Origin of the sequence: Salinibacterium sp. ZJ450 (assembly GCF_011751885.2) — a bacterium.
GTDB lineage: Bacteria > Actinomycetota > Actinomycetes > Actinomycetales > Microbacteriaceae > Ruicaihuangia.
Genome location: NZ_CP061771.1, coordinates 2,574,018 through 2,586,153, shown reverse-complemented (window position 1 = coordinate 2,586,153; position 12,136 = coordinate 2,574,018). Strand labels below are relative to the sequence as shown.

Here is a 12,136-nt window from a genome sequence, read left to right as displayed (position 1 = left end):
GGCCGTGACACCATGGGACACATGACGGATGTCGCCGCCCCCAGCCCCGCCGAACCCACCGCGCTCGATACCTTGGTGACCGAGTTCTCGCGCCTGCGCGACCCCGAAACTGGCTGCGTCTGGAACCGGCAGCAGACCCACGAGTCGCTCGTGCAATACCTGGTCGAGGAGACCTACGAGCTGGTCGAGGCGATCGAAAGCGGCGACCGCGACGGCATGCTCGAGGAACTCGGCGACGTGCTGTACCAGCTGGTGTTCCACGCCGACATCGCGTCCACGACGCCGGGGGAGGGCTTCGACATTCAGGATGTCGCGGCGCACGTCACCGAGAAGATGATCCGCCGGCATCCGCATGTCTACGGCGACGCCTCCGCCCCCACCGTCGACGAGGTCATCGACGTGTGGACCGCCGCCAAGGACGAGGAGAAGACGCACCGCACCAGCGTGCTCGACGGCGTCCCGCTCGGCATGCCGAGCCTGGCGCTGGCCGACAAGCTGCTCAGCCGGGCGGAGCGGGCCGGCCTGATCGACGCGAACGCTCCGGCCGCGGTGAACGTGCAAACCGAGGATGAGCTGGGCCCGTTGCTGCTCGCGATCGTGGCCTCCGCCCGGGCGAACGGGCTCGACGCCGAGCGAGCACTGCGCACGACGCTGCGCGAGCTGCAGCGGGAGATCCGCGATGCCGAGCCGGCCGGGACCCCCGAAAGTTAACCGAACGGCTGGACGGGCCGCCAGCTGAAGTCCGTAGTTCGGTCCTTGCTGCGGCGAGCGAAGGGCCGAATTCCAGACCTCACCGGCTGCCGGCGGCACCAGCCCGTGTGAGCGTGCCCGGACGGCGGAACCGGCAGATCCGCCGCGCAGAACGGCAGCATTTCGCTGTGACACGCCGTGCGGCGGCAGCGCTGCGCGGCGTGGCGCCGCGAATCGCTGCCGTACTGCGCGCACGCACAGGCACCGACAGGGTGCCTGACCTGTGGTCGGGTTTCCCGGACGGGTCGGGAGCGACGCCCCTGCCGCTCGGGAACGGCCACTGCCTAGCGTTGGGCCAGGCGGCCGGCCCCGGCCCGAATGAGGAGGACCCAGATGAAAACTCGAACCGGTGCGATGACTGCCGTCGGCGTGCTGATGCTGGCCAACGGGCTGGCCATCGGTGCGCCCTGGATCATCTCGGAATTCGCCTCCGCCACCGAGGTCACCTTCCTGGACACGGTGAGCGACTGGCGGTATGCCGCGTTCAACACCCTGTACCTGATCGCCGCGATCGGTTTCGTGGCGGCCGCGCCGACCCTGACCAGCTGGGTCGGTCGCGACGGCCGCTCGCTGCCCGGATGGCTCGTGCCGGTGATGTCGGTCGCGGCAGCCCTGCAGGCCTGCACGCTGTATACCCAAGCCGTCGTCAGCCCATTCCTGCTCGAGGTTGCGCCGATCGCGTTGACCACCGAGGACGGCGGGGCGTTCGCCATCAGCATGTCGGCCATCTGGATCGTCTGGATCGCGGCACTCACGACGCTTGCGGTTATCGGCTGGCAGCGGAAGGTCATGCCGGCGCCGGCTGCGGTGGTGATGATCGTCGGCGCCCTCGTCATCCCGATCTTCGGACCGATCGGCAGCATCCTGGTCGGCGGTGCGCTGGCGTGGACAGCGTGGTCGCGTCGGGTGAGTGTCGCGCTCCAGCCCGCCGCCGCCCTGGCGTAGATAGGATTCCGGCATGAGCGGCGCTGCAGCCCACCCGATCAAGGCCCCGCGCCTCGGTGGGCTCGCGGCGCGGCTGCCGCTGTGGAGCCTGGTTGCCGGGCTCGTCATCTCCGTGCTCGCGGTCGGGCTGGCGATCGGCATTCCACTCGGTGGCACCGACACTGTGCTCAGCCGCATCGCTGTCGTCTCGTTCGTCGTGGGAATGACTGCGCTCGCCATGAGCGGGGCTGCACTGCTGCAACAGGATGCCGCGCACCCGATGGGCTGGTGGCTGATCACAGCCGGGCTCGCCGGCCTGGTCTCCACTCTGGTTGCCGGCGGCGCCGTCGTCGGGGTGCGGAACGGTGCCGACGTGCCGATCGCGTTCGCCTGGAGCAGCAACTGGGTGTGGATCCCGGCGCAGTTCGCCGTACTGGAGCTGCTGCTGCGCTTCCCGACCGGTCGGCTGCCGAGCCGGGCCTGGCACGCCGTCGAGGTGCTGCTGGTCGGGTGGAGCGTCTGGGCGATCACCGTCACCGCCCTGCTGCCCGGACCATTGGGATCCGACCCCCTCGCCCACCTGAATAACCCGTTCGGCTGGGTCGCGGCATCCGAATTCCTGAACCTTGCGCTGGCCCCGACGTTTCTGGCCATCCCGGTGCTGACCGTGCTGTGCGCCAGCGCGATGCTGTGGCGGTGGTTCCGCAGCCCCGCCGCGGAGCGCCAGCAGCTCAAATGGATCCTGGCTGCGGCGCTCTTCCTCGCCATTGTCACCCCGTTCGCGAGTCTCGGCGACGTGATGCAGCTCGCAGAGGCCGCCGGGTATCTGCTGCTCCCAGCGGCGCTGATTGTCGCCGTGCTGCAGGCTGACCTCTGGGAGCTGGGCCGGGTAGTGCGGCGTTCCCTGGTCTACGCCGGCGCCACCGCGGTGCTTGCCGGCTGTTACCTCATCATCGTGCTCGCGCTGGACGGCGCGACCACACCCGTCATCGCCGCCGTCGTCGTCGCCGCGCTGGCCCTTCCGGTGAAGAACTTCTTCCACCGGCTGCTGGAGCGCATCCTGTTCGGCGAACGCGGCGACCCGGCCAGGGCGGTGGCGAAACTGTCGGAGTCACTGCACCGGGAATCCCCGTCGCTGGCTCAGACGGTCGTCACCCAGCTCGCCGATTCACTGAGGCTGCCCTTCGTCGCGCTCGAGGATGCAGACGGCGTGCAGCTGGCGGCCTCGGGCACACCGGGCACCGAGGCGGCCAGGCTCCCTCTGCTGGTGAACGGCGTCGAAACCGGATGGCTGGTCGCGCACGAGCGGGCGTCGGGGGAGGGGCTGGATGCCAAGGACCGGCGACTGCTGGCGATGGTCGCCACCCAGGCAGGGCTCGCCGTTCGCACCGAGAGCCTGACCGCTGACCTCCGCAGCAGCTTCGCCCGGCTGGCCACCGTTCGCGAAGAAGAACGCGCCCGCCTGCAACGCGACCTGCACGATGAACTGGGCCCGAGCCTCGCCGGCATCGTGCTGCAATCCGAGGCGGCCCGGAACCTCGCCCGGAACCCGGCGAACGGAGCCGCAGCGAACTCGACCGGCCAGCTCGACGCGGTGCTGGCGAGCATCGGAGCCAACGCCGAAACGCTGGTTCAGGATGTCCGGCGCATCATCGACGGACTCCGGCCGGCTTCGCTGGACTCGACGGGCCTCGGGTCTGCCATCAAGGAGGCCGCCGGGCGCGTGGCATCCGATGTCCCGTGCGAACTGGACGTGCCGGACCACCTGCCGGGATTACCGTCGGAGGTCGAAGTCGCCGTGTTTCGGGTCACCCTGGAAGCGGTATTGAACGCAACCCGGCACGCGGCAGCAGGGCGAATCCGCGCCCGCATTGTGCAGTCCGGTGCAACCGTCGTGGTGACGGTCGAGGATGATGGCATCGGGATGCGCGGCGCCGAACCCGGCATCGGCATGCGATCGATGCGGGAACGGGTGGAATCAGTGGGCGGTGAATTGCTGGTCGGCCCCGGCGAGCACGGCCGAGGGAGTAGCGTGGTGGCCCGAATCCCGGTGGGAACCGCATGAGCATCAGGGTGATTCTGGCGGATGACCACCAGGTGTTCCTTGACGGTCTGACCCTGCTGCTCGAGACGACGGATGGCGTGGATGTTGTCGGCACGGCGCGGGACGGCGTGCAACTTCTTGAGTTGGCCGGCCGGACGGAGTTCGACGTCGCGGTCGTCGACCTCGACATGCCGGAACTCGACGGCGCGGCGGCCACCGCCGGGCTGCTCCAGCGGTGGCCGGATGCCGCCGTCCTCATCCTGACGATGCACGACGACGATGCGTCCCTGCTCCGCGCACTGCGCAGCGGTGCCAGCGGGTACATCCTGAAGGGCGCCGGCCACGGGTCAATCGTGCGGGCGATCCTCGGGGCAGCCGAGGGCGATACCGTTTTCACCGGTCGCGCCGGACGTGCCGTGCGCGACGTCATGCAGAATGCGCCGGCGACGGTGCCGCACGGCCTGACCGCGCGCGAGTTCGAGTTGCTCGCGCACGTGGCATCCGGGGCGGACAACAGCAGCATCGCGTCGTCGCTGTTCCTGTCGATCAAGACCGTGCAGAACACTGTGAGCATGCTGATGAGTAAGCTCGGCGCCGGCTCGCGGGCGCACCTGGTCGCGCTCGCGCGGGACATGGGGGTCGGCGGGTGAGCCCCATCAGAGAGCCCGAACAGAGACAGCCACCCGCCTGACCCGAAGACCAGGCGGATGGCTGAGCGTTCTCGCTACAACCCGAATGTATGAGAAACGCAACCGGTACACCGAACTGCGGGCACAACGCCTGGACTACCCGATCCAGACGTGCCACTACTGCAGCCGGTACGTAACCGGAACTCACGATTCTACTGGAATCGATGCCGATAAGCCAAACACCCGCTGGGCCGCGGAGACAGGCCGCCGAGACGGCCCCGCGGCCCGTGACAGAATCGACGGGTGGCTAGCCAGGTAAACCCCCCGCGCGGGATGCGCGACTTTCTCCCCGCAGACAAGGCCAGACGAGAGCGGGTGCTCGGCGTCATCCGCGACACCTACCGTGCCCACGGCTTCGACGAGATCGAGACGCCGGTCATGGAGGACAGCTCCCGCCTGCACGCCGGCCTCGGCGGCGACAACGAGAAACTCGCCTTCGGCATCCTGAAGCGCGGCCTCACCCACGACGACCTGCAGGCGGCCACCGAACCGCTGGATCTGACCGACCTCGGCCTGCGCTTCGACCTGACCGTTCCGCTCGCCCGGTTCTACGCCACCCACCGCGCCGACCTGCCGCCGGTGTTCCGCGCCATCCAGATCGGCGCCGTCTGGCGGGCCGAACGGCCGCAGAAGGGCCGCTTCCGCCAGTTCATGCAGTGCGACATCGACATCATCGGCGACGCCGGGCCGCTCGCCGAGATCGAGCTGATCACGGCGACATCCGCAGCACTCGATGCGCTCGGTCTGGACCGGTACACGATCCGGATCAACGACCGCCGCATCCTGACCGGGCTGCTCAGCCACTGGAACGTGCCGGCCGACCAGCACGAACGCGCGCTGATCGCCATCGACAAGCTCGACAAGATCGGCGCCGAGGGTGTGGCCGCCGAACTCGCCGAGCTCGGCATCGCCACCGACGGCCTCGCCGCAGCCCTGGCGACCGAGGGCTGGAACCTGCTGGACGCCGCCCCGGAATGGCTCGACCTCGACGCATACCGGGCGCTGCTCGACTTGCGCGCCGCGGTACCGGGCAGCGAGCTCATCTTCGACGCGACCCTGGTGCGCGGCATGGGCTACTACACCGGCACCATCTTCGAGATCGCCCACCCCGACCTCGGCTACTCGCTCGGCGGCGGCGGTCGCTACGACGGCATGATCGGCCGGTTCCTCGGCAGCGACGTGCCCGCCACAGGATTCTCGCTCGGCTTCGAGCGGCTGGTCGACCTGGTGCACCTGGATGACAGCAGCCAGCCGGATGCCGTGGCGCTGCTGCACGACGCGGCCGCCGCGCCGGCGGCACTTGGCCGGCTGAAGGCGGAACTGGTCGGGCAGGGCCACCGGGTGCGGCTCGAGCGCAAGCCGAAGAACGTGAAGACCACGCTCGACCGGCTCGCGGCCGAGGGCTTCACCCACTTCGCCTTCGTGACCGACGGCGCCACCGCGGCCGACCTTGAGCTGCGCGCGCTCGGTTGAGCGCTCTAACACTTGATTCCGGATGTCGCATGCCCACGACATCCGGACGCTAACATCAACTCGTGGCGCACATCAGCATTACCCGGCCGCGCGAAGACGACCTGCCCGCGGTCGCCGCGCTGGCCTGGCCGGAGACCGCCGTGCGCCGAACGAAGCACGACACGGTGCGCGGCTGGTTCGACCTCGGCCAGCTGGTGATCGCCAAGCACGACGGTCAGGTCGTGGGCCTCATCGTGGCCGACGAGTCGTTCTTCGACCAGACGTTCGTGCGGCACCTGGCGGTCGCCGAGAACCACCGCCGGCTCGGCCTCGGAACGGCGCTGCTTCGTGCCACCACCGAGCGAATCAGAACCGAGCGGCTGTTCACCGCCACCCGCGAATCGAACTTCCCGATGCGGATGCTGCTCGCCTCGCTGCACTGGGAGAACGTCGGAACCGTGCGCGGCATCGACGATGGCGCATCCGAGATGTTCTACCGGGCGCCGCTCGCCGCCGAGGACGCCAGCCCCCCGTCTAGCGCCCGCCCCGGCGGCGCGGGTAGCGTCGAGGCATGACCAGAATCCCGTTCGACCAGCTCCTGACCAGCCAGATCGGCAACGAGTTCGCCGCGTCGCAGCAGTACATCGCGATCGCGGTCTGGTTCGATGACCACGACCTGCCGCAGCTCGCCCGGCACTTCTACCGGCAGTCAGTCGAGGAACGCAACCACGCGATGATGCTGGTGCAGTACCGGGTCGACCGTGATCTCGGGGTGACGATTCCCGGCGTGGAGGCACCCCGCACCGACTTCGCCAGCGTGGTCGAGCCGATCGCGTTGGCACTGGCGCAGGAAAAGCAGGTCACCGGTCAGATCGAGGCGCTGTTCCGTGCCGCGCGCGAGGAAGGCGACGCGCTCGGCGAGCAGGCGATGCTCTGGTTCCTCAAGGAGCAGGTCGAGGAGGTCGCGTCGATGACCACGCTGCTCACCATCGCCGAGCGCGCCGGAGACAACTACTTCGACATCGAGAACTTCATCGCCCGCGAAACCGTCGGCGATCACGGCAAGTCGACGGATGGCCCGCAGGCGGCAGGCGGCGCCCTGTAGCCATCGCGCGTTCCAAGCCGCCGACTAGGATTGCCAGCGGGCATCCCGCCCCATCCGCAAGCTCTGAAGGAGACTTTTGTGTCGTTGATCGAGGCCGTTGGCGCCCGTGAAATCCTTGACTCCCGTGGCAACCCGACCATCGAGGTCGAGGTTCTGCTCGAAGACGGCACCGTGTCGCGTGCCGCAGTCCCGTCCGGGGCATCCACCGGCGCGTTCGAAGCCTACGAGCTGCGCGATGGCGACCAAGACCGCTACCTGGGCAAGGGCGTCCTGAAGGCCGTCGACGCCGTGCTCGACGAGCTCGGCCCGGCCATCGAAGGCTTCGAAGCATCCGACCAGCGCCTGATCGACTCGGCCCTGATCGAGGCTGACGGCACCGAGAACAAGTCGAACCTCGGCGCCAACGCCATCCTCGGCGTCTCGCTCGCCGTCGCCAAGGCCGCCGCGGACTCCGCCGACCTGCCGCTGTTCCGCTACATCGGCGGCCCGAACGCTCACGTGCTGCCGGTGCCGATGCTCAACGTGATCAACGGTGGCGCGCACGCCGACACCAACGTCGACATCCAGGAGTTCATGATCCTGCCGATCGGCGCCGAGTCGTTCAGCGAGGCGCTGCGCTGGGGCGTCGAGACCTACCACGCCCTCAAGTCGCAGCTGAAGGGCAAGGGCTTCTCCACCGGACTCGGCGACGAGGGCGGTTTCGCCCCCAACCTGGACAGCAACCGGGCCGCGCTCGACCTGCTGATGGACGCCATCAGCCAGGCCGGCTTCACCCCGGGCACCGACATCGCGCTCGGCCTCGACGTCGCTTCCACGGAGTTCTTCGAGAACGGCAAGTACACCTTCGAGGGCAAGCAGGTTACCGCAAGCGACCTGACCGCGTACTACACGGAACTCGTTGCCGCGTACCCGCTGGTCTCGATCGAAGACCCGCTGGCCGAAGACGACTGGGAAGGCTACGACCAGCTCACCCGCGAGCTCGGCTCGAAGGTGCAGATCGTGGGCGACGACCTGTTCGTCACCAACCCGGCCCGTCTGGCCGACGGCATCCGCAAGGGAGCCGCCAACTCGATCCTGGTGAAGGTCAACCAGATCGGAACCCTCACCGAGACGCTCGATGCAGTGGCCCTGGCACAGCGCAGCGGCTACACCGCCGTGCTGTCGCACCGCTCCGGCGAGACCGAAGACACCACGATCGCCGACCTCGCCGTGGCCACCAACGCCGGCCAGATCAAGACGGGCGCCCCGGCGCGTTCCGAGCGGGTTGCCAAGTACAACCAGCTGCTGCGCATCGAAGAGGAACTGGCGGATGCCGCGGTCTACGCGGGTCGCAGCGCCTTCCCGCGGTTCACCGCCTAGATTCGAGGTATGAACAAGCGGCAGAAGACGACTCGGGTACCGGTCGCTCTGCCGCAGACCGAAGGGGGGCCAGGGAGTTGGCTGCGCGGCATCCGACTCTCTGGCTTCACCTTTTCGGTGCTGTTCCTGCTGATCGCCGCGATCGTGGTGTTGGCGCCCGGACTGCGGGTGCTGATCGAGCAGCAGCAGCAGATCGCGGCGCTCCGCGATGCGGTTGACGTGCAGGAGGACACCGTCGAGGAGCTGGAGGGTGAGGTCGCCAGGTGGAGCGACCCGGCCTATCTGGAGGCTCAGGCACGCGCCCGGCTTTATTATGTTTACCCGGGCGAACTGAGCTACCTCGTGATCGACGATGGCCAGACTCAGACCACCAGCAACGGTCTTCCCATCAGTGACGAGATCCAAACCACCCGAGTGGACTGGATGTCGTCAATGCTGTCTTCCGTGTTCATCGCGGGCCTGACGGATGTGCCGGCCGACCAGCTGGGCGCCCCCGAACCGCAAGGAACCACCCCGTGACCACCCCACCGTTTGACCCGCCCACCGAGGCCGACATCCGCACGGTGTCGCACCAGCTGGGCCGGCCGGCGCGCAACGTGATCGGCATCGCCGCGCGCTGCGTCTGCGGCAATCCGACCGTGGTGTCGACCAAGCCGCGGCTGGATGACGGCACGCCGTTCCCCACCCTGTACTACCTGTGCCACCCGGCCGCGACCGCGGCGATCTCCACACTGGAGGCCGAGGGCGTGATGCCCGAGCTGGCGGCGCTGCTCGTCGGCGATGTCGCGGCCGCGTACCAGGCCGCGCACGAGGCGTACCTGGCCGACCGGGAGAGCATCGAGGTCGTGCCAGAGATCGCCGGCATCTCGGCCGGCGGCATGCCCAGCAGGGTCAAGTGCCTGCACGCGCTGGCCGGGCACGCGCTGGCTGCCGGTCCCGGCGTCAACCCGATCGGCGACCTCGCCCTGGAGCGCGCCACCTGGAGCCCCGCCGTCTGCGAGTGCGTGTCGTACGAGGACCAGGCATGAGGCGACGGGCCGCGGCAATAGCGGCGGCCCTCGTGGCGACCGCGACGGTCGCCGCCCTCGGCGTGACCAGCGCGGAGCCCGCCGCCGCCGACCAGGTGCGTGAGCTGCAGTACTGGCTCGACGACTACGGCATCCGCGACGCCTGGGCCACCACCCAGGGTGAGGGTGTCACCATCGCCGTGATCGACTCCGGGATCGACAGCGGCCACCCCGACCTCGACGGGGCCGTCATCGGGGGAGCGGACTTCTCCGGACTCGGCACCGCAGACGGGCAGAAACCGGTCGGGTCGTCAGAGTCGAACGGGCACGCCACCATGGTGGCCTCCCTCGCCGCCGGACGCGGCACCGGGGCAAGCGACGGCGTGATCGGGGTCGCCCCCCGCGCCTCGCTGCTGTCGCTGTCCATCGGCTTCGGCGAGGGATCCCGCGGCTCCGACGAGCAGATCGCCGACGCGGTGCGCTGGGCGGTCGACAACGGCGCAGACGTCATCAACATGTCGCTCACCCGCAACACCCTCGACTGGCCGACCAGCTGGGACGACGCCTTCCTCTACGCCATGCAAAACGACGTGATCGTGGTGGCTGCCGCCGGCAACCGCGGCAGCGGCACCGTGTCGGTGGGAGCGCCGGCAACGATGCCCGGCGTGCTTACCGTGGCCGGGGTCAGCCGGGAGGGAATCGCCAGCTTCGACGCGTCATCCCAGGGCATCACCATCGGCGTGGCGGCGCCCAGCGAAGACCTCGTCGGCGCCACCCCCGGCGGCGGCCACGTGCTCTGGCAGGGCACCAGCGGCGCCACCCCGATCGTGGCCGGGCTCGCCGCGCTGGTGCGGGCGGCGCATCCGGAACTGGATGCCGCGAATGTGATCAACCGCATCATCGCCTCCGCGGATGATGCCGGTTCGCCCGGCGCCGACCCGATCTACGGCAATGGCCTCATCGACGCCGCCGAGGCGGTATCTGGCGGCGTCCCGGCTGTCACGGCCAATCCGATGGGCGACCTCGCCGACTGGATTCGGCTGCACCGACGCGCCGAAACCCAGCCGGAGTCCACCCCTGACGCGATTGCGCCGCTGCCCGAGCCCTCTCCGATTCCGGAGGAAACGGGCGAGCCCGATGCTGCAAGTTCGCAGACAATTCTCCCGGGGGTAAACTTGATGCGTCTTGTGGGCGTTCCGATGGCGGTCCTTACCGGTTTCGGTGCGCTCTTCATCATTCTCGTCGCTGCTGCCGTCCTCCATGTGAGGTCTATCCGCAAGCGATAGGGACCGTTGTGAACTTGAAGCTTTTCTAGGAGATATCTACTCGTGCCCAAAATCCTGATCGTCGGCGGCGGCTATGCCGGTTTCTACACGGCATTGAAGCTCGAGAAATGGCTCAAGTCCGGCGAGGCCGAGGTGACGGTGGTTGATCCCCTTCCCTACATGACCTACCAGCCCTTCCTGCCTGAGGTCGCGGCCGGCTCCATCGAGGCCCGCCACGCCGTGGTCGCGCACCGTCGCCACCTCGAGAAGACTCGGGTCATCACCGCGAAGGTCACCCACATTGACCACGCCACCAAGACCGCCACGATCGAGCCGGAAGACGGCGACGCCTACCCGTTCGAGTACGACATCGTCGTGGTCACCGGTGGTTCGGTGTCGCGCACCTTCCCGATCCCGGGCGTCGCTGACAACGCGATCGGCCTGAAGACGATCGAAGAGGCCGTTGCCATCCGCGACCGCGTGATCAGCAACTTCACCAAAGCCGCGGCGCTGCCCGCCGGTCCCGAGCGCGATCGCCTGCTCACCTTCGTGGTCGTCGGCGGCGGCTTTGCCGGCATCGAGGTATTCGCCGAGCTGCGGTCGCTCGCAAGCGGCCTGCTGAAGCGCTTCCCCGAAATCGAGTTCGACGAGACCAGCTTCCACCTGATCGAGGCAATGGGCCGCATCATGCCCGAGGTGTCGCTCGAGACCAGCCACTGGGTGCTCAAGAACCTTGCCCAGCGCGGCGCCGAGGTGCACCTCGACACGCAGCTCACCTCCGCGGTCGACGGCGTGATCGAGACCTCCAGCGGCGACCGGTTCGAGTCCGACGTGATCGTCTGGACCGCCGGCGTGATGGCAAACCCCCAGATCGTGCGCAACACCGACCTGCCGGTCGAAGAGCGTGGACGCATCGTCACCCGCCCCGACCTGCGCGTCGGCACCGCCGACGAGATCGTCGAGGGCGCCTGGGCTGCCGGTGACATCTCCGCCGTGCCCGACCTCACCGGCGGTGGCGTCGGCGGCTTCTGCGTGCCGAACGCCCAGCACGCGGTGCGTCAGGGCAAGCTGCTCGCGAAGAACCTCGTGGCCGTGCTGCGCGACGAAACCCCGAAGGACTACGTCCACAAGAACATCGGTGCGGTCGCCGGCCTCGGCCTCGGCATCGGCGTCTTCCAGTCCGGCAAGTTCGCGGTCAAGGGTGTGCTCGCCTGGTTCATGCACCGCGGCTACCACGGCCTCGCCATCCCGATGTGGGAGCGCAAGATCCGGGTCTTCATCGGCTGGTTCGACAACTTCTTCCTCGGCCGCGACATCGTCGCGCTGCCTGCCGTGCAGGAGCCGCGCGCGAAGTTCGAAGAGTTCGCTTCCCGGCCGCGCGTCTAGCGCGACCTGAGCTGGGGCCCGTCACCACTGGTGGCGGGCCCCCGCTGTTTCCCGCCGGTAGCTGATCTCGCGAGACAGTGCTCTCGCGCGACCCCGAGCCGCGCGCGCGGGCCGCAGTGGCAGTCGGCGCTTCCCCGCCGCCCGAACCGACTCAT

Annotated in this window: 12 protein-coding genes; all 12 read left to right on the top strand. The window is 68.8% G+C overall.

Annotation, left to right across the window (positions count from 1 at the left end; translation table 11 throughout):
- Nucleotides 1–21: 21 nt before the first annotated feature.
- The 12 genes from HCT51_RS12485 (at nt 22) to HCT51_RS12430 (ending at nt 11,981) form a co-directional block, all read left to right on the top strand.
- Nucleotides 22–711, top strand: a complete 690-nt coding sequence (locus HCT51_RS12485) for a nucleoside triphosphate pyrophosphohydrolase (RefSeq protein WP_166878351.1) — start codon at nt 22–24, stop codon at nt 709–711.
- Nucleotides 712–1,083: 372 nt separating this feature from the next.
- Nucleotides 1,084–1,695: a hypothetical protein gene (locus tag HCT51_RS12480; protein WP_166878347.1), complete on the top strand. Its 612-nt coding sequence runs from the start codon at nt 1,084–1,086 to the stop codon at nt 1,693–1,695.
- A 13-nt stretch (nt 1,696–1,708) separates the two neighbouring features.
- Complete coding sequence (locus HCT51_RS12475; protein WP_166878344.1) at nt 1,709–3,739, top strand: sensor histidine kinase; 2,031 nt, start codon at nt 1,709–1,711, stop codon at nt 3,737–3,739.
- Entirely contained in the window at nt 3,736–4,368 is a 633-nt protein-coding gene (locus tag HCT51_RS12470; protein WP_166878341.1) for a response regulator transcription factor, read from the top strand. The genes HCT51_RS12475 and HCT51_RS12470 overlap by 4 nt, the downstream gene beginning before the upstream one ends.
- Nucleotides 4,369–4,650: 282 nt before the next feature.
- Nucleotides 4,651–5,880 carry a histidine--tRNA ligase gene (gene hisS / locus HCT51_RS12465; protein ID WP_166878336.1) on the top strand — a complete coding sequence of 410 codons (1,230 nt, stop codon included), beginning with the start codon at nt 4,651–4,653 and terminating at the stop codon, nt 5,878–5,880.
- A 62-nt stretch (nt 5,881–5,942) separates the two neighbouring features.
- Nucleotides 5,943–6,434, top strand: a complete 492-nt coding sequence (locus HCT51_RS12460) for a GNAT family N-acetyltransferase (RefSeq protein WP_166878332.1) — start codon at nt 5,943–5,945, stop codon at nt 6,432–6,434.
- Nucleotides 6,431–6,964 carry a ferritin gene (locus tag HCT51_RS12455; RefSeq protein WP_166878329.1) on the top strand — a complete coding sequence of 178 codons (534 nt, stop codon included), beginning with the start codon at nt 6,431–6,433 and terminating at the stop codon, nt 6,962–6,964. The genes HCT51_RS12460 and HCT51_RS12455 overlap by 4 nt, the downstream gene beginning before the upstream one ends.
- 78 nt (nt 6,965–7,042) lie before the next feature.
- Nucleotides 7,043–8,323 (top strand): phosphopyruvate hydratase, encoded by a 1,281-nt coding sequence (gene eno, locus HCT51_RS12450; protein WP_166878327.1) that lies wholly within the window; start codon nt 7,043–7,045, stop codon nt 8,321–8,323.
- Nucleotides 8,324–8,332: 9 nt separating this feature from the next.
- Entirely contained in the window at nt 8,333–8,842 is a 510-nt protein-coding gene (locus HCT51_RS12445; protein ID WP_166878324.1) for an FtsB family cell division protein, read from the top strand.
- Nucleotides 8,839–9,351, top strand: coding sequence for a DUF501 domain-containing protein (locus HCT51_RS12440; protein WP_166878321.1), 513 nt, complete (start codon nt 8,839–8,841; stop codon nt 9,349–9,351). Before HCT51_RS12445 ends, HCT51_RS12440 begins: the two co-directional genes overlap by 4 nt.
- The gene (locus HCT51_RS12435; protein WP_166878318.1) at nt 9,348–10,616 is read left to right on the top strand and encodes a S8 family peptidase; all 1,269 of its coding nucleotides are present in this window, start codon (nt 9,348–9,350) and stop codon (nt 10,614–10,616) included. The genes HCT51_RS12440 and HCT51_RS12435 overlap by 4 nt, the downstream gene beginning before the upstream one ends.
- Nucleotides 10,617–10,658: 42 nt before the next feature.
- Nucleotides 10,659–11,981: an NAD(P)/FAD-dependent oxidoreductase gene (locus tag HCT51_RS12430; protein WP_166878315.1), complete on the top strand. Its 1,323-nt coding sequence runs from the start codon at nt 10,659–10,661 to the stop codon at nt 11,979–11,981.
- The last annotated feature ends 155 nt before the right edge of the window (nt 11,982–12,136 follow it).